Origin of the sequence: Amycolatopsis sp. NPDC024027 (genome assembly GCF_040638975.1) — a bacterium.
Lineage (GTDB): Bacteria > Actinomycetota > Actinomycetes > Mycobacteriales > Pseudonocardiaceae > Amycolatopsis.
In genome coordinates this window covers 130,592-149,564 of sequence record NZ_JBEZYY010000012.1, presented here as the reverse complement: position 1 = coordinate 149,564, position 18,973 = coordinate 130,592, and the positions used below count along the sequence as shown (strand labels likewise).

Annotated in this window: 22 protein-coding genes; 11 read left to right on the top strand and 11 right to left on the bottom strand. The window is 72.7% G+C overall.

The window, feature by feature from the left end:
- Position 1: 1 nt before the first annotated feature.
- Complete coding sequence (locus AB0F52_RS27795) at positions 2-745, bottom strand: SDR family oxidoreductase (RefSeq protein ID WP_360177081.1); 744 nt, start codon at positions 743-745, stop codon at positions 2-4.
- A 263-nt stretch (positions 746-1,008) separates the two neighbouring features.
- On the opposite strand from AB0F52_RS27795, the gene AB0F52_RS27790 reads away from it, so the two are divergent.
- The 3 genes from AB0F52_RS27790 to AB0F52_RS27780 all read left to right on the top strand — a co-directional run bounded on the left by AB0F52_RS27790 (position 1,009) and on the right by AB0F52_RS27780 (position 3,025).
- Complete coding sequence (locus AB0F52_RS27790) at positions 1,009-1,770, top strand: hypothetical protein (RefSeq protein ID WP_360177078.1); 762 nt, start codon at positions 1,009-1,011, stop codon at positions 1,768-1,770.
- A gap of 2 nt (positions 1,771-1,772) precedes the next feature.
- Positions 1,773-2,438: a hypothetical protein gene (locus AB0F52_RS27785; RefSeq protein WP_360177075.1), complete on the top strand. Its 666-nt coding sequence runs from the start codon at positions 1,773-1,775 to the stop codon at positions 2,436-2,438.
- Between the two features lie 71 nt (positions 2,439-2,509).
- The gene (locus AB0F52_RS27780) at positions 2,510-3,025 is read left to right on the top strand and encodes a DUF664 domain-containing protein (protein WP_360177072.1); all 516 of its coding nucleotides are present in this window, start codon (positions 2,510-2,512) and stop codon (positions 3,023-3,025) included.
- On the opposite strand, the gene soxR is transcribed toward AB0F52_RS27780, so the two are convergent.
- Complete coding sequence (gene soxR, locus AB0F52_RS27775; protein WP_360177069.1) at positions 3,013-3,492, bottom strand: redox-sensitive transcriptional activator SoxR; 480 nt, start codon at positions 3,490-3,492, stop codon at positions 3,013-3,015. The genes AB0F52_RS27780 and soxR overlap by 13 nt on opposite strands.
- 98 nt (positions 3,493-3,590) lie before the next feature.
- Here soxR and AB0F52_RS27770 point away from each other — a divergent pair, with 98 nt between their 5' ends.
- The gene (locus AB0F52_RS27770; protein WP_360177066.1) at positions 3,591-4,181 is read left to right on the top strand and encodes an NAD(P)H-dependent oxidoreductase; all 591 of its coding nucleotides are present in this window, start codon (positions 3,591-3,593) and stop codon (positions 4,179-4,181) included.
- Between the two features lie 28 nt (positions 4,182-4,209).
- Here AB0F52_RS27770 and AB0F52_RS27765 read toward each other — a convergent pair whose 3' ends face one another.
- Genes AB0F52_RS27765 through AB0F52_RS27755 form a run of 3 tightly spaced genes read right to left on the bottom strand, consistent with a single transcriptional unit; the run spans position 4,210 to position 6,787 of the window.
- A complete protein-coding gene (locus AB0F52_RS27765; RefSeq protein WP_360177063.1) occupies positions 4,210-4,695 on the bottom strand; it encodes a hypothetical protein in 486 nt (161 codons plus the stop codon).
- The gene (locus tag AB0F52_RS27760) at positions 4,692-6,101 is read right to left on the bottom strand and encodes a HAMP domain-containing sensor histidine kinase (protein WP_360177060.1); all 1,410 of its coding nucleotides are present in this window, start codon (positions 6,099-6,101) and stop codon (positions 4,692-4,694) included. The genes AB0F52_RS27765 and AB0F52_RS27760 overlap by 4 nt, the downstream gene beginning before the upstream one ends.
- Complete coding sequence (locus AB0F52_RS27755) at positions 6,098-6,787, bottom strand: response regulator transcription factor (RefSeq protein WP_360177057.1); 690 nt, start codon at positions 6,785-6,787, stop codon at positions 6,098-6,100. Before AB0F52_RS27755 ends, AB0F52_RS27760 begins: the two co-directional genes overlap by 4 nt.
- A gap of 116 nt (positions 6,788-6,903) precedes the next feature.
- Between AB0F52_RS27755 and AB0F52_RS27750 the strand changes: the two genes are divergently transcribed.
- On the top strand, positions 6,904-7,800 hold the full coding sequence (locus AB0F52_RS27750; RefSeq protein ID WP_360177535.1) for a phosphatase PAP2 family protein: 897 nt from the start codon (positions 6,904-6,906) through the stop codon (positions 7,798-7,800).
- A 103-nt stretch (positions 7,801-7,903) separates the two neighbouring features.
- Positions 7,904-9,295, top strand: a complete 1,392-nt coding sequence (locus tag AB0F52_RS27745) for a pyridoxal-dependent decarboxylase (protein ID WP_360177054.1) — start codon at positions 7,904-7,906, stop codon at positions 9,293-9,295.
- 62 nt (positions 9,296-9,357) lie between these two features.
- Here the strand turns inward: AB0F52_RS27745 and AB0F52_RS27740 are convergent, their stop codons facing one another.
- Entirely contained in the window at positions 9,358-9,738 is a 381-nt protein-coding gene (locus tag AB0F52_RS27740) for a hypothetical protein (RefSeq protein ID WP_360177051.1), read from the bottom strand.
- 121 nt (positions 9,739-9,859) lie between these two features.
- The gene (locus AB0F52_RS27735) at positions 9,860-10,762 is read right to left on the bottom strand and encodes a helix-turn-helix transcriptional regulator (protein WP_360177048.1); all 903 of its coding nucleotides are present in this window, start codon (positions 10,760-10,762) and stop codon (positions 9,860-9,862) included.
- A 215-nt stretch (positions 10,763-10,977) separates the two neighbouring features.
- Here AB0F52_RS27735 and AB0F52_RS27730 point away from each other — a divergent pair, with 215 nt between their 5' ends.
- The 3 genes from AB0F52_RS27730 (at position 10,978) to AB0F52_RS27720 (ending at position 13,116) form a co-directional block, all read left to right on the top strand.
- Positions 10,978-12,129: a sensor histidine kinase gene (locus AB0F52_RS27730; RefSeq protein WP_360177045.1), complete on the top strand. Its 1,152-nt coding sequence runs from the start codon at positions 10,978-10,980 to the stop codon at positions 12,127-12,129.
- 58 nt (positions 12,130-12,187) lie between these two features.
- Entirely contained in the window at positions 12,188-12,871 is a 684-nt protein-coding gene (locus AB0F52_RS27725; RefSeq protein ID WP_360177042.1) for a response regulator transcription factor, read from the top strand.
- A gap of 113 nt (positions 12,872-12,984) precedes the next feature.
- Entirely contained in the window at positions 12,985-13,116 is a 132-nt protein-coding gene (locus AB0F52_RS27720; RefSeq protein ID WP_360177039.1) for a hypothetical protein, read from the top strand.
- Between the two features lie 880 nt (positions 13,117-13,996).
- Here AB0F52_RS27720 and AB0F52_RS27715 read toward each other — a convergent pair.
- Entirely contained in the window at positions 13,997-15,622 is a 1,626-nt protein-coding gene (locus AB0F52_RS27715) for a thiamine pyrophosphate-dependent enzyme (RefSeq protein ID WP_360177036.1), read from the bottom strand.
- Positions 15,623-15,662: 40 nt separating this feature from the next.
- Here AB0F52_RS27715 and AB0F52_RS27710 point away from each other — a divergent pair, with 40 nt between their 5' ends.
- The gene (locus AB0F52_RS27710; RefSeq protein ID WP_360177033.1) at positions 15,663-16,337 is read left to right on the top strand and encodes a GntR family transcriptional regulator; all 675 of its coding nucleotides are present in this window, start codon (positions 15,663-15,665) and stop codon (positions 16,335-16,337) included.
- 39 nt (positions 16,338-16,376) lie between these two features.
- Positions 16,377-17,222, top strand: a complete 846-nt coding sequence (locus tag AB0F52_RS27705) for an alpha/beta hydrolase (RefSeq protein WP_360177030.1) — start codon at positions 16,377-16,379, stop codon at positions 17,220-17,222.
- Here AB0F52_RS27705 and AB0F52_RS27700 read toward each other — a convergent pair.
- The 3 genes from AB0F52_RS27700 to AB0F52_RS27690 all read right to left on the bottom strand — a co-directional run bounded on the left by AB0F52_RS27700 (position 17,196) and on the right by AB0F52_RS27690 (position 18,960).
- Positions 17,196-18,200 (bottom strand): pirin family protein, encoded by a 1,005-nt coding sequence (locus AB0F52_RS27700; protein ID WP_360177027.1) that lies wholly within the window; start codon positions 18,198-18,200, stop codon positions 17,196-17,198. The two genes, AB0F52_RS27705 and AB0F52_RS27700, sit on opposite strands and share 27 nt — an antisense overlap.
- Positions 18,201-18,305: 105 nt before the next feature.
- Positions 18,306-18,686: a hypothetical protein gene (locus tag AB0F52_RS27695; RefSeq protein ID WP_360177024.1), complete on the bottom strand. Its 381-nt coding sequence runs from the start codon at positions 18,684-18,686 to the stop codon at positions 18,306-18,308.
- Between the two features lie 118 nt (positions 18,687-18,804).
- Entirely contained in the window at positions 18,805-18,960 is a 156-nt protein-coding gene (locus AB0F52_RS27690; protein ID WP_360177021.1) for a hypothetical protein, read from the bottom strand.
- Positions 18,961-18,973: the final 13 nt, after the last annotated feature.

The window sequence follows — 18,973 nt, the reverse complement described above, 5'->3', positions numbered from 1 at the left end:
GTCAGACAATGCCGCCGTTCGCGCGCAGCACCTGGCCGTTCACCCAGCGCGCCGGACCGGCCAGGAACGCGACGACCTCGGCGATGTCCTCCGGCTGCCCGAGCCGCTCGAGCGGCGGCTGCTCGGCCATCCGGGCGATCGTCTCCTCGTCCTTGCCGTCGAGGAACAGCGCGGTCGCGGTCGGGCCGGGCGCGACCGTGTTCACGGTGATGTCGCGGCCGCGCAGCTCGCGGGCCAGGATCATGGTGATCGCCTCGACCGCGCCCTTCGTCGCGTTGTAGATGCCGTAGCCGGGCAGGTTCAGCCCGAGCACCGACGTCGAGGTGGTGATCACCGCGCCGCCGTCGCGCACCCGCCGCGCGGCCTGCTGGGCCACCGCGAACGTGCCGCGGATGTTGGTGCGGTGCACGCGGTCGAGGACCTCGAAGTCGGTGTCGGCGATCGGGGTCGGCGGGTTCATCACGCCGGCCAGGTGGGCGACGACGTCCACGCCGCCGTACGTGCGTTCCGCGGTGTCGAACAGCTCCGCGACCGCGGCCGGGTCGGCCACGTCGGCGCGGACCGCGATGGCCCGGCCACCGCGCGCGGTGATGGCCTCGACGGTGGCCGTGGCCTCCTTCTCGTTGCCCGCGTAGTTGACGACGACCGCCATGCCGTCGGCGGCCAGGCGCTCGGCGACCTGGCGGCCGATGCCGCGGGAGCCGCCGGTGACGATCGCGACGCGGGAGTCGGTGGGGGTGCTCATCGGTTCCTTCTTTCCGGTCCGGGCGGCATCGGTGGCCGCCGCTTCACTCGGTCTGTTATCAACGATACTCCGTTACTGATAACGGTGCTAGCTACGCCGTGCCAGCACCGTCACCTCCCCGTGCGGGTCGCGGGCATCCGGCCGTATTGGCGCCGCCGGACGGCCGAATCCCGAGGTCGGGAGCCCCGTGCCCGTTTTCGGCCGAGGTAATCCGGGAACACCGCTCGCATCGGGGGCTTGACATCCTTGAAGGAGTTTGAGCGATGCCCACATGGCTGATCGTCTTGATCGTCGTCGTGGCCGTTGCGGTGCTCGGCGCCGTGATCTGGCTGGTGACGCAGGAAATGCAACGAAAACGGCTGCAGCAGCGGTTCGGTCCCGAGTACGACCGCACGGTCGCGGAGAAGGACAGCCCCCGTGCCGCGCAGCGCGAGCTCGCCGAACGGGAACGCCGGCACAAGGAGCTCGACATCCGGCCGCTTTCGACGTCGGCGCGCGAGCGCTACGTCCGGGAATGGGCGCAGGTGCAGGAAAAGTTCGTCGACGAGCCGGCCCCGGCGGTCGCCGAGGCCGACCAGCTGCTGACCTCGCTGATGGCCGAACGCGGGTACCCGACCGAGGGCTACGAGCAGCAGGTGGCCGACCTTTCCGTGCGGCACGCCAAGACCCTCGAGAACTACCGGGCCGCGCACACCACGCAGCAGAAGCCGGACGGTGCGTCCACTGAGGACCTGCGGGACGCGATGGTGCGCTACCGCACCGTGTTCGAGGACCTGCTGACCGACGGCGCCGGCGACGAGCAGCACGACCACCACGACCGCCGGAACGGGCACGACCACGGCGGGCACGACCACGATCGTGACCGCACCGAGGAGCGGGCGGCCGATCGTCGCGACGCCGGCCGTGACGACAGCAACCGTCACGAGACCGAGCTTCACGAGACCGACCGTCGTGACACCGACCGTCACGAGACCGAGCGCCAGGCGTCCGCGAACCCGCGGACCGAGTGGAATGGAGGACGTTGACCATGACCGAGCACCTGACGCGGCACGACGCCGAGGACGACCGGGACCTGACGGGGCGTGAGGACGTGCACGAGACCGGCGGCTACCGGGATGACAGCACCACCGATGTCCCGGGCCAGGACCGGGCGGACTTCCGCGAACCGGACACCGCCGACGACGAACAGAACCTGAGCACCGCCGACCTGGCTTCGGCCGGGCGGCACGATGCCGACGACACCACCACCTCCTACGGCTCGGGCGGCGACGTGGAAGCGCCCGCCGGCTCGGGCGGGGATGTGGAAGCGCCTGCCGAATCGGGTGGCGATGTCGAGACGCCTGCGGCGTCGGGCGGCGATGTCGAGACGCCCGCCGGCTCAGGCCGGGACGTGGAGAGGCCCGCGGCTTCGGGTGGCGACGTGGAGACGCCGGAGCTGATCGACGAGGAGAAGGTCACCGGCTTCCGCGAGCGCTGGCAGAACGTCCAGACCGGCTTCGTCGACGACCCGAAGCAGGCGGTCCGGCAGGCCGACGAGCTCGTCGCCGCCGTGATCAGCGCGCTGGCCACCACCTTCGCCGAGCACAAGAGCGAGCTGGAATCCCAGTGGCAGCAGGGCGAACCGGCCACCGAGGAGCTGCGGATCGCGCTGCGCCGCTACCGCTCGTTCTTCGACCAGCTGCTGCCGCGGTAGCGGACGCGGTTTGCCGGCGGGCATGATCGGGTAGCACGCGGGAAACGGTGTCAGCAACGGGAGGCAACCGGATGAACGTGGCCGATCTGCTCGTCGAAGGGTTCAGCCGGGTCCAGGGCACGGTGCACGCGGCGGTGGACGGACTCACCGCCGGGCAGCTCGGGACCCGGCCGGACGACGAGGCCAACTCGATCGCCTGGCTGGTGTGGCACCTGAGCCGGGTCCAGGACGACCACGTCGCCGACGTGGCCGGGACGGAGCAGGTGTGGACCGGCCAGGACTGGCTTTCCCGGTTCAGCCTCCCGTTCCCGGCCGGTGACACCGGCTACGGCCACCGCCCGGCCGACGTCGAAGCGGTCCGCGTCGACGAACCGGACCTGCTCACCGGCTACTACGACGCCGTGCACGAGCAGACCGTCCGGTTCGTCGCCGGCCTCGGCGAGCAGGACCTCGACCGGATCGTCGACGAGGCCTGGGACCCGCCGGTGTCGCTGGGCGTGCGCCTGATCAGCGTCCTCGACGACGACATCCAGCACGCCGGGCAGGCGATGTACGTCCGCGGCCTGCTGGAGCGTCAGTCTTCGTAGCCATCCCCGCGGTGGTCGGCGAGGCGCCGCGGCCCCGGGCCGTCGGCGCCGAGCCGGTCACCGGGGTTGGCGAGCCGGCACTTGGCCAGCGACATGCAGCCGCAGCCGATGCAGTCGTCCAGCTGGTCGCGCAGCTGTTCCATCTGGCGGATCCGCGCGTTCAGGTCGTCCTGCCAGCACCGCGAGATCCGGGCCCAGTCGGCGCGGGTGGGCGTGCGGTCGTCGGACAGCAGGCCGAGCACTTCCCGGATCTTCGACAGCGGCATGCCGACCCGCTGGGACATCCGGATGAACGTCACCCGCCGCAGCGTGTCCCGGCGGTAGCGCCGCTGGTTCCCCGCGGTGCGGCGGCTGCGGATGAGGCCTTCGTCTTCGTAGAACCGCAGGGCCGACGCGGGCACCCCGCTGCGCCGGGAGAGTTCGCCGACCGTCAGGTCGGGCACCGGCCGGGCCGTGGCGTTCACCATGGTGCCCAGCCAACCACGGCAGCACCCTTGACTTCAAGCGAACTTGAAGTTCCACCCTGATGCGGAGAGCGGTAACGCCTGCGTGTCAAGGAGGAAGTGTGTCGGAAGCGCCGAGCCGGGTCGCGGTGATCGTGGGAAGTGTCCGGGAAGGACGGTTCGGGCCGGTGGTGGCGGCCTGGCTGGCCGGGGTCGCGGAGGCGCACGGCGGTTTCGAAGTCGACGTCGTCGACCTCGCCGAGCCCGACCTCCCGCTCGTCATGCCGGCCTTCGGCGCCGCGCCGTCCGCGACGGTGGTCGCCGAGGTCGCGAAGGTCGCGCCGCGGCTCGAAGCCGCCGACGCCTTCGTCGTGGTCACCCCGGAGTACAACCACAGCTACCCCGCTTCGCTCAAGAACGCCATCGACTGGCACCGGCCCGAATGGCGGGCCAAGCCGGTCGCTTTCGTGTCCTACGGCGGGATTTCGGGCGGGCTGCGCGCGGTCGAGCACCTGCGCGCGGTCTTCGCCGAGCTGCACGCCGTGACCATCCGCGAGACGGTCAGCTTCCACGGCGCCCAGGCGCGGTTCGGGGAAGACGGCGTGCCGAACGACGCCGCGGCGGGCGTCGCGGCGAAGGCGATGCTCGACCAGCTGGGCTGGTGGGCCCGGTCGCTGACCGAGGCCCGGGCGGCGCGCCCCTACCCCGGCTGAGGCTTTGGCGTCATGTCGACATCGGCCCTCACGCCTGGCACGTCTGGTAGGGCAGCAGGACGTCCGGGCCGGCGAGGGCGACGGTGCCGTCGGCGGTGTACCCACCCTGGGCGGCCAGCGCCGCGAACGCGGTGCAGACCAGCTGGTTGATCCCGGCGCTGGTGATCGGCCGCAACGGGAACGGGACGGTGATCGTCGTCGGCGGGCCGGGGGTCGAGGTGATCGCGCCGGAGAGGTGGGGGAGGTCCGTCGTGTACCCGCCTTCCCGCTCGTCGGCGGACGGTCCGTCCATCAGCATCCTCAGCGCGGACTCGATGCCCACCACCCCGGCGGAGGGCCGCACCACCGGGGTCACCCGGTCGGCGAGGACGAAGTAGAGGATCGGTTCGGTGCCGCGGCCGTCGCTCGCCGGGCTCCGCAGGGTCGGCGCCGGGCCCGCCTCGAGCACCGGCGTCGGTTGGATCCCGCACCCGCTCACCAGCAGCAGCACCGCGAGGACGACGAGTATCTTCACGGGACCTCCCGGGGCAGGCGCAGCTCGAACCGGGCACCGGTGCCGGTGTTGGCCGCGACGATGTCGCCACCGTGCAGCCGTGCGTTCTCCCGCGCGATGGAGAGCCCGAGGCCGCTGCCCTCGGACCGGGCGCGAGCGGTGTCGGCCTTGGTGAAGCGGTCGAAAACCGTCGGCAGCACGTCGGCGGGGATGCCCGGGCCGTGGTCGGTGACGGTGAGCACGACGTCATCGTGCTCCTGCCGCAGCACCACCTCGACCGGCGGCGCGCCGTGCCGCAGCGCGTTGCCGACCAGGTTCGCCACGACGATGTCGAGCCGCCGCCGGTCGAGGGCCGCCCTGATCCCCGGCGGCAGGTCGGCGACCAGGTCGGTCCCCGGTTCCCAGCCCCGGGCGGCGAGGGTGTCGGTGATCGCCGCGGCGACGTCCAGCCCCTCCCGGCGCAGCTCCGCCCGCCCGGCGTCGAACCGGGAGATCTCGATCAGGTCCTGCACCAGCCGGGTCAGCCGACGCGTCTCCGCCGAAACCAGCCGCGCCGCGACCGCGGTGTCCGGCGGCAGCTGCTCGGCGTCCTCGTCGAGCACGTCGGTGACCGCGTTCATCGCCGCCAGCGGGGTCCGCAGCTCGTGGGAGACGTCGGCGACGAACCGCCGCGCGTCCGCCTCCATCGTGCGCAGGCTGCCCATCGTGCGCTCCAGCTCCGCCGCGGTGTGGTTGAACGTCGTGACCAGCTGCGCGAGCTCGTCGGAGCCCTTGGCGCGCAGCCGCACGTCCAGCCGGCCGCGGCCGAGCTGGCTCGCCGCGGCGTTCAGCGCGCGCACCGGCCGCAGCACCTGCCGCGCCGCCAGCAGCGCGACCCCGACCGCGAAGGGCAGGGCCAGCGCGGAGAACAGAAAGGCGTTGCGGGCCAGCTCGTCGATCGCCTCCTGCTGGTCGATCAGCCGCGTCATCGAGTAGACCTCGAGGCCGCTCGGCCGCCCGCTGGGGGTCTGCACCGGGACACCGACGAAGAACAGCGGGAAACCCTGGACGTCGACGCGCTGGAACTGGATGTCGGTGGTGGTGGCCACGGTGTGGCGCAGGTCGCCCGGCACGTCGTCGATCGACAGGCCCGAGGTCGCGTGCAGGTCCTGGTAGACGACGAGCGCGTTGCTGGACTTGAGCGCCGTCGCGAAGGCGTCGAGCGTGGCCTGGGACGGCGGCAGCGACATGGTGGGCAGGTACGCGACGATCTGGTCCCGCAGCTTCAGCATCGTCTGGTCCTGGACGCCTTCCAGGATGGCCCGGCGCGCGAAGACGTAGCTCACGCCCGCCGCGGTGGTGGCGCCGAGGATCATGATCACCGCGAACGCGGCCACCAGCCGGGGCCGCAGCCCGGCGAGCCAGGACCGGATCCGCGGTGCCGTCACGACCGGCCGAACCGGTAGCCGAACCCCCGGACCGTCTGCACGTGCTCCGGGTGCGCCGGCACGTCCTCGATCTTCGCGCGCAGCCGCTGCACGCAGGCGTCGACGAGCCGGGAGTCCCCGAGGTAGTCGTGGTCCCACACCGCGGACAGGATCTGCTGGCGGCTGTACACCTGCCCGGGCGTGCGCGAGAGCTCGAGCAGCAGCTTGAGCTCGGTCGGGGTCAGCGACACCGGCGCGCCGCGCTTGGTCACCTGGAGCGCGGCCCGGTCGATCACCAGGTCGCCGTGCCGCTCCTCGGCCGCGGCGGGCTCGCCCGGCCGCTCACCGATCGCCCGGCGCAGGACGGCCCGGATCCGCGCGTCCAGCACGCGCGGCTCGACCGGCTTGGCGACGTAGTCGTCGGCGCCCGCTTCGAGCCCGGCCACGACGTCGAAGTCGTCGCTGCGGGCGGTGAGCATGATGATCGGGACCGGCCCGGACGCCCGCATCCGGCGGCAGGTCTCGAAGCCGTCCATGCCGGGCAGCATCAGGTCGAGCACGACGATGTCGGGCCGGTGGCGCACGAGCCCCTCGATGCCGAGCTCGCCCGATTCCGCGGTGTGCACCACGTGCCCCTGCCTGCGCAGGGCCAGCTGCAGCCCCTCCCGCACCGCCGCGTCGTCCTCTACCACCAGTACCTCGGCCACGGCGCCATTATTCGGAAAAGCGCACGTCATGGCGACCCGGGCGGATCTTGTAGCGAAACCATGACATCGCGTTGACGGGATCCCGAAAAGCTCGTTCCAGACTCGGGGACATGGCAGTGATCCTCACCGACGCACCTTCCGCGGGCCGCCCGGCCCGCCCCGCGATCGTGACCCGGGCCGCGTCCCGCACGGCGGTCCTGGCGGCGGGCGCGGCCGGGTTCGCCCTGGCTTTCGTCGCGGCCTACCTGCTGTTCGTCCGCACGGAGGCCGGCCGCGGCGTCGAGAACGGCGTCGTCCGCAGTGCCCAGTCCGCGGGGACCACAGTGGACTGGGCGGCCCCGCTGCGGGAGGCCGACCTGGTGGTGGCGCTCGGCGGGGTGGCGGTCCTGATCGTGGCGATCGCCCTGGTGCGGCGGCGGCTGGCCCTCGGCGTGCCGGCGCTGGTCCTGCTGGCCGCGCCGCTGGTGGTGGCGCAGCTGCTCAAGCTGTACGTCCTGGAGCGCCCGAGCACCGGCGACCGCCTCGGCGTGGCGAGCCACAACAGCTTCCCGAGCGGGCACGCCAGCGCGGCGATGGCCGTGCTCGTGGCGCTCGCGATCGTCCTGCCCCGCCGGTTCCGGCGGACGGCCCTGGTGACCGGGGGATTCGGCGTCGCCTGGGTCTCGGCGGCCGCGGTGGCCCTGGGCTGGCACCGGTTGAGCGACACCGTCGGCGGCTGCTTGCTGGTCGCGGCGGTCACCTGCGCCGGGGCGGCGGTGGTGTCCGCCCGCCGCCCCGACGGTGACCGGGTGCCGCTGGTGCCGGTGGTGACCGGCTTCCTGGCCCCGCCGGCCCTGGTGCTGGCCGGCTACGCGGTCCTGGCGACGGCGACGTCGGGCGCGGCCCAGTTCGTGGCGGCGCTGGTGCTGGCGGCGCTGTCGTCGATGGCGGTGGTGCTGCTGCTGGCGGCGCCGTTGCGCCGGGTGGCGTTCGACCCGGCCGAGTCCCGGGTCCGCCGCCTCCGCCGCGCGTGATGCCCCTCCGATCACGCGAGATGCCCGTCCAATCACGCGAGCGGGCCAGTTTCGGGGGATTGGCCCGCGACAGCCGGGCCTCGCCGCGCCTAGCGTCGGTGCGATGGACCCGAGGCTCGCCGAAGACCTGAACTCCCTGCCCGATCTCCTCGGCACCGCAAGCAAACTCGCGGCCGAGGCACTCGCCGGGCTGGACCGGCGGCCGGCCGCCGTCCCGCCCGTGCCGGTCGACCCCGCACCCCTGCCGCGCGAAGGCACCGGCGCGCGCGGTGCCCTGGACGAGTTCACGCGGCGCTGGGAACCCGGCTTCGCCGCCAGTGCCGGCCCGCGGTACCTCGGTTTCGTGACCGGCGGCTCGACCCCGGCCGCGCTGGCCGGGGACTGGCTCACCGCCGCCTACGACCAGAACCCCGCCAGTGGCATGGACTCCTCGGCGCAGGACCTGGAACGCGAGACCGTCGGCTGGCTGGCCGAGCTGTTCGGGCTGGGCCCGGAGTTCTCCGGCGCGTTCGTCACCGGCGCCACGATGTCCACGGTGACCGGGCTGGCCATCGCCCGCGAGTGGCTCGGCGAACGGGCCGGGGTGACCGTCTCCACCGAAGGCACCGCGGCGCTCGGTCCCGTCACCGTCCTGTCCGGTTCACCGCATTCGAGCGTCCTGAAGGCGTTGTCTTTCCTCGGGATGGGGCGTTCCGCCCTGCGGCAGGTGCCGGTGCTGCCGGGTCGCGAGGCCGTCGACGTCGCGAAGCTCGCCGAAGCGCTCGAGACGCTCGACGGCCCCGCCGTCGTCGTCGCGAACGCGGGGACGGTCAACACCGTCGACTTCGACGACCTGCGGGCGATCGCCGCACTCAAGCAGCGGTACGACTTCTGGCTGCACGTCGACGCCGCGTTCGGCGGGTTCGCCGCGCTGGCCCCGGACCACGCGGCGCTCACCGCCGGCCTCGACCAGGCCGATTCGGTGGTCGTCGACCTGCACAAGTGGCTCAACGTGCCCTACGACTCGGCCGTCCAGTTCACCCGCCGCCGCGACCTGCAGCTGCGCGTGTTCAGCAACAACGCGGCCTACCTCGGCGAGATCGGCGACACCCCGGACTTCCTGCACCTGACACCGGAGAATTCCCGGCGGCTGCGCGCACTCCCGGCTTGGTTCTCGCTCGTGGCGTACGGCCGCGCCGGGCACCGCGAGATTGTCGAGCGCTGTGTCGCGCTGGCCCGCGACCTGGGCGCGCGCATCGACGGCTCGCCGCACTGGCACCTCCTCGCGCCGGTGCGGCTCAACGTCGTCTGCTTCACCCCGGCCGGAAAGGTCACGCAGGACCGGATCGACACGCTCGTGCGCGACATCGCCGAGGACGGGACGACCTTCCTCACGCCGACGGTGTACGACGGCCGGCCGGCGCTGCGCGCCGCCTTCAGCAACTGGCGGACGACCGGGGCCGACGTCGACCGGGTCTTCGCCGTGCTGGAGCGCCTGGCCGACGGCCCGTCATGACCGCGTTCCACAAAGGGAGGCGGGCAGGGGGCCGCCCTGCCCACCGCACCTTGACGCGGACCTCAGTAGGTCACGGTGACCCAGGAACCGCAGTTGTCCGGGTCGTGGCGGACGTCCCGGCAGGCCTGGAACGAGACCTTGCCACCGGACCCGGACACCGAGAAATCGCCGCAGTGGGACGAGCCGCCGGTGAACTGGGCGCGGTTCGTCGGCTGGGAATGGCTCGTGCCGGCGTTCCACCAGGCGTAGGCGGACCAGCCGTCGCCTTTGGTGTCACACACCTCGAGGTGGTGTTCGCCGGTCGTGTAGCAGACACTCGAACCGGTCGTCGACGAGCAGCTCGTCGCCGCCGAAGCCTCGCCCGCCGCGAACAACGTCATCAGTGCGGCGAACGGGACCCCCGCGAGCAACAGCGTCCAACGTCCCTTGGGACTTCCACGCATGCGTACTTCCCCTTCCCACGCCCGGCCCCTGCGGCTCGTGCCACGCTGATCGTCGTCGAGCCGGATCGTGCCGGGTCAGTGTCCGGTGGCGCGGCCCGGCCGGTCTTGGAAGAAACCGAACTCAGTGCCCGAGGAGCGGCGCACTGGTGACGTGCCCGGCCAGCCGATCGGTCAGCAGTGCCTGCACGGCCGGGGTGCCCGCGCGGATGCGGCGGAATTCCGCGGGCGTACAACTGGTGAGGGCCTTGAAATCGGTGCCGAGGTGGGCTTGGTCGTAGTAGCCGGAATCCACGGCGACGTGCGCGAGGGGCCGGTTCCCGGCGGTCAGCAGGTGCAGCGCGTTCTGGAGCCGGAGAATCCGGGCCAGCCGTTTCGGGGTGAGGCCGAGTTGCTGCCGGAAGCGGCTTTCCAGGTGCCGTCCGCTCCAGCCGGCTTCGGCCGCGAGCGCCGAGACGGCCAGCCGTCCCCGGCTGCGCCGGAGCCGCTGCCAGAGGTGCTCGACCTGAGGCGACCAGGCCGGGCCCGCGTCGAGCCGGTCCAGGAGCAGTTCGTCCAGGCGTGCGAACCGCGCCGGCCAGTCCGGCAGCGCCGCCAACGCGCCCGCGACGACCGGAACCCGGAAGCCACCCGGTTCCGTGAGGTCGACGACCCGGTTGGTCAACCGGTCGACCGGCAGGCCGAACAACGTGAACGCGGCGAGTGACGTCATCGAAACCTCGATGCCGCACAGCCTGCCCCGGTGCTCACCGATCACCGCGCCTTCGTGCGGTCCCGCGACCAGTGAGACGGCGGTGGCCGAAGCCATCACGTGCGTCCCGGCGCCGTGCACCCGCATGGGCTCGCCGAAGCCGAGGAACATCGTGACCACGTCCACCGGGAGTTCCAGCCGCCGCCGCGGCACCTCCAGGCCGAGCCGGCAGCCGCGGTAGCCGAGCACCTGCCCCCGCAGCCGCGGGTGCGGCGGCCAGGACACGACTTCCCACGTACCGGCGGGCGTGACGCCGTGCCTGACCTGAGCTCGCATGTGCTGCGCCTATCCGGGAGGGGGAGTTGCGCGGCCCAGGGTCGGAGTTGCCGCAGCCGGTGTGGAGGAACGCTACGGAGATCGCGGCGACGGATCGTCCCGTGCCGGGTGGAGATCCGGCTGGGACGTGCGCAGCAGATCCGGGGTGCGGGTCAACCACGGGGGTATGCCGGAGGTGGGATGCGCACGGCCACGGGGATGGCTAGTGTCGCCCGGTGCACCGGACCATCTTCGTGCGAGGGGATACCCGCGCCGGGGACCTGGCGCTGGCCTTGACGCAGCTCGCGCTGATGTGTGTCGTGGGCGCGCTGTTCCGCGAAGGGTCGTTTCGGGCTTTCGACGGGTGGGCTTACGCGCTGACCGCGTTGATCTCCCTCCCGCTCGCCGCCCGCCGCGCGGCGCCGATGGCCGTCCTGCTCCTGACGTCGGCGGCCTACGTGATCTTCGCGGCGGGAGGATACCTGCCCGGAATGGCCGTGTGGGGCCCGATCGTGGCCTTCTACAGCCTGGCCGGGCTGAAGCCGCCGAGGGTGACGGCGATCGGCGCCGTGGTGGCCGCCGGCGTGATGTTCGCCTGCGGCCTCGCGTTGCGGGGCCCGTTGATCGCGAACCTCGCCCAGGCGATCGCCGTCCCCGCGGTGGCGTGGGTGCTGGGCACCGTCTCGCGGCAACTGGAGCAGCGGAACCGTCAGCTCGCCGAAGCGACCGCTCAGCTGGAATACGAGCAACGGCGGCACATCGAGCAGGCGGTGGTGAAGGAGCGGGTCCGGATCGCGCGCGAACTGCACGACGTCGTCGCCCACCACATGTCGATGATTTCGATGCAGGCCGGTCTCGCGGGCTACGTCTTCGACTCCGACCCGCAGACGGCACGGGTCGCGGTGGCCACGATCGGCACCACCAGCCGGGAAACGCTCGACGAGATGCGCCGCCTGCTGGTCCTGCTGCGCGAGCCGGATCTGGAGGATGCCGGCGGTGCGCCCGCACCCGCGCCGGGGCTGAACCTGTTGCCGGCACTGGCGGAGCGGGCCGAGGCGGCCGGGATCGACGTCGCGTTGACCACGTCCGGCGATCTGGACAGCCTGCCCTCGGGTCTGCAGCTCGCCGTGTACCGGGTCGTCCAGGAGGCCACGACCAACGTGATCAAGCACGCCGGCCGGTGCCGGGCCGAGATCACGGTCCGCCGCGAGCCCGGGGTGATCCACGCGACGGTCCTCGACGACGGGCCCGGCGCCGGACGGGCCCGCCCGGGCGGATTCGGTCATGCCGGAATGCGGGAACGCGCGAAGCTGTACGGTGGGACCGTCACCACCGGGTCACGACCCGACGGCGGGTTCGCCGTCGAGCTGACCATCCCGTATCCCTGACCGGTGAGCGAAACCCGTTCCGCGTCGGAAGAGTCCCACCGGGGGAGGACGACTCCAGATGGTCTCCGTGCTCGTCGTCGACGATCAGCCGCTGGTCCGCGCCGGCCTGGCGGCCTTGCTGCACGCGGCCCCGGATCTCGACGTGGTCGGCGAAGCGGCCGACGGCGAACAGGCCATCGCCCGTTCCGCGGCCACCCACCCCGACGTCATCCTGATGGACGTCCGCATGCCGGGCCTGGACGGGATCACCGCCACCCGCCGGATCCTCGCCGGTGCCGCCGAACGGCCGCCGCGGATCCTCATCCTCACCACCTTCGATCTCGACGAATACCTGTACGACGCGCTCGCCGCCGGTGCCGCGGGCTTCCTGCTCAAGGAAGCCGAACCGGCCCGCCTGCTGTCCGCGATCCACACCGTCGCCGCGGGTGACCTGCTTTTCGCCCCCGTCGTCACCCGGAGGCTGATCGAAACGTACGTGCGGCACCGCGCCCCGCTGGGGCGGTCCGGCGCACTGCGCACCCGCCTCGGCATCCTCACCGACCGCGAGTGCGAAGTCCTGCGGCTGGTCGGAACCGGGATCACCAACGGGGACATCGCCCACCGGCTCGCCATCACCGAAGGCACCGTGAAGACCCATCTCAGCCGGGTGATGACGAAACTGGGCCTCCGCAGCCGCGCGCAAGCCGTCGTGATGGCCTACGAAACGGGGCTGGTCGTCCCGGGAGCGATCGCGACGACGTGACGGGGCGTGTTCACCGAGCGCGGCCTTCCCGCCGTCGTCAGTGTGCCCCGCACACGTGCGCGCTGCTCCTTCGGCTGCCCGATCGGCCATTCACCAGCCACGCCGCGGACAGCGTGGACACCGCCGCCGAGCTCATCAAGGCGACCTACAAGGTCAACAAGAACCAGCAGAGCCTGCCCGGGAACCAGCCGCTGGGCACGGTGGACCGCCCGCGGGCGGTCGAAGCCGTGATCGACAAGAAGTAGCGGATGATGTTGCAGGGCGCGGACATCAGGAAGTTCTACGACGCCGGTCACCTGGTCGCCGACCAGCTGGTCGGCGAGGCGGGCGTGGAGGAACAGATCCGCGCTTCGCTGGGTGCGGCGAGGGACAAGATCATGATCAGGGTCCAGCTCGAGTACCCGGCGGACTATTCGATGAACGCGGCGGAACTGGTGCGGCGCAGGATAATCCCGCCCGGAACCCACTACCCGACCCGGGCGATCACCGTGGCCCGGCGGATTCCGAACCTGTGGACGCTCACCGCCCAGAGCCTGACGCCGACCTCGGCGCCCGGTGCGGTACGGGTGCCCGACGACCCGGCCGCCCCCACTCTCGGCGCGCCGTACGACATGAAGGTCACCGAATACATCGCGCCGGTGCCGTTCGCCGGTCCCGCTGTCCACGGTGACCGCACTGCACGAGTCGGCGCGGGCGTGGTCCCAGCAGTGGTCGCTGTCGGTCAGCCAGGCGTCGCCGGCCCACCAGCCCTCCTTCGAGGAGGAGGGCTAGACGATCGAGGCGCGGCAGAGCCTGGCCGATGCGCGAGACGTGACCAAGGACCCCGGCATCAGCCGGTCACCGACTTCGGCAACGGACCGGACGGTCGTACGGCATCGCGCTCTGCGGCAACGTCCGCGAGGAGTTCGTGCGGGATCGGCGGCACACCCGGACGGACCCGCGTGGCGCGTTCGAGCTGCTGGTGCCGACCGCCGGGAGCGCGTACGGCCTCGGTGATCTCACCGGGCCGGAATACGCCGGCGCTGTTGACCAGGATGTGTCGATCCGGCCGAACTGCTGAGCGACCGCGTCCACCATGGCCGTCACCTGGGCGCGGTCGGCCTGGTCGGCCTGGGCGCAGAGAAATCAGCTGCGGTCCGAATTCGGCATCAGGTACTTCCACGGCGACGCACCCACGCCCAGTTCGCACGGCACGTGCACCAGCGCCGGCCGGCCCGCGGCGAACGCCTTGTCCAGCGCGCCGCGCAGGTCGTCCGGGGTGCGGGCGGTCAGGCCGAGAGCGCCGAACGTGTCGGCGAGCCGGGCGAAATCCGGGTTGCCCAGCCGCCCGCCCAGGGCGCGGCCCTCGAACAGCCGCTCCTGGTCCAGGTGGACGTTGCCGTAGTAGCCGTTGTCGAACACCACCGCGACGACGTTGAGTCCATATTGGACGGCGGTGGCGAGTTCCTGCGCGGCGAACATGAACCCGCCGTCGCCGGCCACCGAAACCACCGGACGGCCGGGGAAGGCCGCCTGCACGCCCAGCGCCGTCGGGTAGCCGAAGCCGAGCGTGCCCTGGTGGCCGCAGGTGACGAACGTGCGCGGGGCGTAGACCTCGAACCCGAAGTAGGACGCGAAGCCGACCTGGCAGATCTCCTCGACGAAGAAGCCGTCGCGCGGGAGCACGTCCCGGATCGCCCGGAGGTACTCCAGTTCCGGCCCGACGTCGGTGACGCGCTCGGCCACGGTGGCTTTCAGCGCGGTGAACTCCGCCGTCCGGTCCGTCCGTTGTGGACCGACGGCGACGGTGAGCGCGGCCGTCGCGTCGGCGGCGTCGGCGATGATCGCGACGTCCGCTTCGAGCCGGGTCGCCTGCCGCGGGTCGATGTCGAGCAGGATCGTCTTCAGGCCGGCGGGCTTGCCCGGCCAGCGGAACCAGGACAGCTCCATCCGTGACCCGATGCCGATCACGACGTCGGTCTCGGACCACCGTTCGAAGCCCGAGACGCAGGTGAAGCCGAGTGGGTGGTCGTCGCCCACGATGCCGCGTCCGCCGCGGAACGGCACCACCGGCGCCTGCAGCCGCTCCGCCAGCGCCCGCACCTCGGCGGCGGCGTGCCGGGCGCCGCCGCCCACCATGATCATCGGGTGCTTCGCCGAGTGCAGGAGTTTCGCGGCTTCCTCTGTGCCGACCGGGTCGACAGCCGGCCGGGGCAGCGGCAGCGGGCCGGTGGCAGCGGCCGGGGCGCGCTGGCCGAGCACGTCCCACGGCACCGCCAGCGAAACCGGCCGGGGCCGCCCGCCGGCCGCTTCCCGGAACGCCGTCGCCAGTGCGTCCGGCACCTCCACCGGGTGCTCGACCAGCGCCGACCACTTGGTGATCGAGCGCAGGGTCGCCAGCTGGTCGGGCATTTCGTGCAGGTGCCCGAGCCCGCGGCCGAGGTAGGCGCGCGGGATCTCGCTGGTGAGGCACAGCACGGGTGCGCCGGCCCCGTACGCCGAGAGCAGCGCGGCCGACGCGTTGAGGACACCGGGGCCGGGGACGACGGTGCAAACGCCGGTGCGGCCGGTCGCCTGCGCGTATCCGAACGCCATGTAGGCGACGGTCTGTTCGTGCCGGGCGCCGATCACGCGGATGTCGCCGCCGGTGCGGGCAAGGCTGTCGAACAGGTCGTAGGTCTGCACGCCCGGCAGGCCGAAGACGGTGTCGACGCCGTGGGCGCGCAGTCCGCCGACGATCAGGTCGGCCGCGGTCGGGATCACCGGGGACATCGGCATCGCCTCCTGGGGGTCGCTCGCCGGCGGACCATATATGGTTTCCTACATGATTGGCGCGTCCGCGGGAAGACCGGTCACCAAGTCGCAGCTGGCCTACGAGACGATCAAGGCCCGGATCCTCGAGGGGCGCTACGGGCCCGGCTATCGGCTGGTGCTCGACCAGATCGGCCGCGAGCTCGACGTCAGCGCGGTGCCGGTCCGCGAGGCCCTGCGCCGGCTGGAGGCCGAGGAGCTGATCGAGTTCGAGCGGAACGTCGGCGCCCGGGTGATGGCCATCGACCCGGTCGCCTACCAGCACGCGATGCAGACGGTGGCGATCGTCGAGGGCGCGGCCACCGGCCTCGCGGCGCCGCTGCTGACGGCCGAAGCGTTGGGGCGCGCCCGTGCGCTGAACGACCGGATGCGCCGCAGCCTCGCCGAGTTCGACCCGGTGGCGTTCACCGCGCTGAACGCCGAATTCCACGAGGTGCTGTTCGGCGCCTGCCCCAACCCGAACCTGGTCGACCTGGTCCAGCGCTGCTGGACCCGGCTGGCGGCCGTCCGCGACAGCACGTTCACGTCGGTGCCGGGCCGGGCGCCGGAGTCGGTCGAGGAGCACGAGCGGCTGCTGGCGCTGATCGAGGGCGGGGCGGAACCGGAAGAGGTGGAGCGGTTCGCGCGCGGCCACCGGATGGCGACGCTGGAGGCCTACCTCGCCCGGGAGCGGTGAAGCTTGTTTCCCCGGGCCCGGGGATGCCAGGGTCGGGGCGTGCCGATCTTCTCCGCGCCGGACGGAACCGCGCTCGCCGTCCACCTCTCCGGGCCGGACGCCGGGCCGCCGGTGGTCTGCCTGCCCGGCGGCCCGATGCGGGCCGGCAGCTACCTCGGCGATCTCGGCGGCCTGACCACCCGGCGCCGCCTCGCCGTGCTGGACCTCCGCGGCACCGGCGACTCGGAAGAGCCCGCCGACCCCGCCACCTACCGGTGCGACCGCCAGGTCGAGGACGTCGAGGCGCTGCGCAAGCACCTCGGCCTCGAACGCTTCGACCTCCTCGGCCACTCGGCCGGGGCGAGCCTGGCCGTCCGGTACGCGGCCCGCTACCCGCGGCGCTTGAGCCGGCTCGCGCTGATCGCGCCGAGCCCGCGAGCCGTCGGCTTCGACGTGTCGCCGGAGGAACGGCGGCGGATCATGGCCCGGCGGGCCGGCGCTCCCTGGTTCGCCGGCGCGGCCGCCGCCTACGAATCGATCGCCGCGAAGAAGGCGACCAGCGCGGACTGGGCCGCCTTCGCGCCGCTGTACTACGGCCGCTGGGATGCCGCGGCCCGGCAGCACCAAGCCGGCGAAGCGGGCCAGCGCAACGGTGCGGCCGCCCGGATCTACAACTCCGCCGGCGCCTTCGAGCCCGAGACGACCCGCGCCGAGCTCGGCGCCGTCACCGCTGGAGTGCTGGTGCTGGCCGGCGAACTGGACTGGATCGCCGGCCCGGCCGTCGCGGACCGCTTCGCCGCGCTGTTCCCCGACGGCCGCGCGGTCGTCCTGCCCGGCGCCGTGCACTACCCGTGGCTGGACGACGCGCCCGCGTTCGGGTCAGCCGTGGGCGGTTTCCTGGCCTGAGCCGGGGTTGCGGCGGGGTTTGATGCGGACCGCCGGCAGCGCGGGCGCGGGCAGCCGCTCGCCCGCATAGCCGGTGACGCTGCCGAACTGCTCCGACCCGGCTTGCCACGCTTCGCGGAACGCCGCGATCTCTTCGTGGGTGCGGCCGACGAAGTTCCACCACATCAGGATCTCTTCGTCGAACGGGGTGCCGCCCAGCAGCAGGAACCGGGCCGGTTCGGTGCCGCGGTTGCTCAGGGTCAACGACCGCACCCCGGTGCCGACGTAGCCCAGCTCCGCCGTCCGGACGCGGGTCCCGGCCACCTCGACGTCGCCGGTGTCGGCCAGGACGCCGTGCTCGAAGCCCGGGTCCACGCCGAGGGACATGTGGGCGTCCGGCCCCAGCACGACTTCCGCGCCCAGCAGCGGGGTGAACGTCGGGATCGGCGACGTCCGGCCGGCCAGCGAGCCGAGGAACACGCGGATCTCCGCGCCCTCGATCCGGTTCACCGAGGGGACGTAGTGGTCGAACGCCGGCGCCGTGTCGCGGTGCCGCTCGGGCAGGGCCACCCAGAGCTGGACGCCGTGCAGTGTTTTCGTGGCGGCGGTCGAGACTTCGGAGTGGCAGATGCCGTGCCCGCCGGTCATCAGGTTCAGTTCGCCGGGCCGGACCATCGCGTGCGTGCCCAGGCTGTCGCGGTGTTCGATCTCGCCGGAGAACAGCCAGCTGACGGTCTGCAGCCCGGTGTGCGGATGCGGCGCGACGTCCATCGCCCCGGGCCCGCTGACCTCGTCGGGGCCGTAGTGGTCGGCGAAGCACCAGGCGCCGATCAGCGACCGCGACCGCTGCGGCAGGGTCCGCCGGACCCGCATCGCCCGCGGCCCGCCGAGCGGCACCGCCCGCGGAGCGAGCACCTCGACCACGGGCCGATCGGGATCGGCGGCCGCGGGCCGGTCGCCACAGGCGAGTTCGGCGGGGGCGGCCTCGGTGTTGCTCATGCCCGCCACGGTAGTCGCGATGGCCGCCGGGGCGCGGCTGGGCGGTGTCCCGGCAGGTGTTGAGCACGGACCGGCTCGCAGCCGTTGCGCCCGCCGACCGAGCCGTCAAGCCTCGATCGGCGTGAGGCTCGTGGCGCGGCGCTCGGGCCCGCAAGCCGTAACCGGCGTGGATCCCTTGGCCCGGTGCCCGATCCGGGCCGCCGTCGCGGCAAACCGGCCGTAAACCGCGGCAAGCAACGCGAGCTCGACCGCGAAACCGGCCGCGCGCGGTCCCTCCCGGCCGTCCGCCCACGCCCGCACCTCCCGCTCGGCCGACCCCACGAGCGACACCGCGTCACCGAGCCCGGTCCCGTCCCCACCGACCAGCACCACCCGCAGGGCCCGCGCGGCGCCCACCGCGTGGCCGCCCAGCCGGCCCAGCGCGGGCCGCACCTCCGTCGGCACGGGTCGCCGCGCCTCGGCGACCTCCCGCGCAAGACCACCCATCCGAGTGAGATCCGCGGCGGTGTGCACGGCCGCGACGACCGCTTCACCTCCGCCTCCCGCGGCGCGTGCAGGGCCAGCAACGCACACGCCTGGTCCTCGCACGCGGCCCCGAGCGCGGTCACCGCCGCCCCTTGCTCCCGCGCACGTCCGCCCAGCGTGTGGTCACTTTCCAGCACCGACCGAGTGGCTCCTCGAGCGCGATCGCGACGAGGTCGCACAGGTCCGCGAGCCGGTGGGCGAGCGTGACGAGCTCCTTCTGAAACGCCGTCGGCATGGCGGCAGGAAAC

Excerpts from the sequence above, each read along its gene's own strand:
- AB0F52_RS27695 (WP_360177024.1), bottom strand. The coding sequence starts at position 18,686 with ATGGGTGGTCTTGCGCGGGAGGTCGCCGAGGCGCGGCGACCCGTGCCG.
- AB0F52_RS27740 (WP_360177051.1), bottom strand. The coding sequence starts at position 9,738 with ATGCGTGGAAGTCCCAAGGGACGTTGGACGCTGTTGCTCGCGGGGGTC.
- AB0F52_RS27710 (WP_360177033.1), top strand. The coding sequence starts at position 15,663 with ATGGTTTCCTACATGATTGGCGCGTCCGCGGGAAGACCGGTCACCAAG.
- AB0F52_RS27785 (WP_360177075.1), top strand. The coding sequence starts at position 1,773 with ATGACCGAGCACCTGACGCGGCACGACGCCGAGGACGACCGGGACCTG.
- soxR (WP_360177069.1), bottom strand. The coding sequence starts at position 3,492 with ATGGTGAACGCCACGGCCCGGCCGGTGCCCGACCTGACGGTCGGCGAA.
- AB0F52_RS27690 (WP_360177021.1), bottom strand. The coding sequence starts at position 18,960 with ATGCCGACGGCGTTTCAGAAGGAGCTCGTCACGCTCGCCCACCGGCTC.
- AB0F52_RS27795 (WP_360177081.1), bottom strand. The coding sequence starts at position 745 with ATGAGCACCCCCACCGACTCCCGCGTCGCGATCGTCACCGGCGGCTCC.
- AB0F52_RS27725 (WP_360177042.1), top strand. The coding sequence starts at position 12,188 with ATGGTCTCCGTGCTCGTCGTCGACGATCAGCCGCTGGTCCGCGCCGGC.
- AB0F52_RS27715 (WP_360177036.1), bottom strand. The coding sequence starts at position 15,622 with ATGTCCCCGGTGATCCCGACCGCGGCCGACCTGATCGTCGGCGGACTG.
- AB0F52_RS27780 (WP_360177072.1), top strand. The coding sequence starts at position 2,510 with ATGAACGTGGCCGATCTGCTCGTCGAAGGGTTCAGCCGGGTCCAGGGC.
- AB0F52_RS27790 (WP_360177078.1), top strand. The coding sequence starts at position 1,009 with ATGCCCACATGGCTGATCGTCTTGATCGTCGTCGTGGCCGTTGCGGTG.
- AB0F52_RS27745 (WP_360177054.1), top strand. The coding sequence starts at position 7,904 with ATGGACCCGAGGCTCGCCGAAGACCTGAACTCCCTGCCCGATCTCCTC.
- AB0F52_RS27735 (WP_360177048.1), bottom strand. The coding sequence starts at position 10,762 with ATGCGAGCTCAGGTCAGGCACGGCGTCACGCCCGCCGGTACGTGGGAA.
- AB0F52_RS27700 (WP_360177027.1), bottom strand. The coding sequence starts at position 18,200 with ATGAGCAACACCGAGGCCGCCCCCGCCGAACTCGCCTGTGGCGACCGG.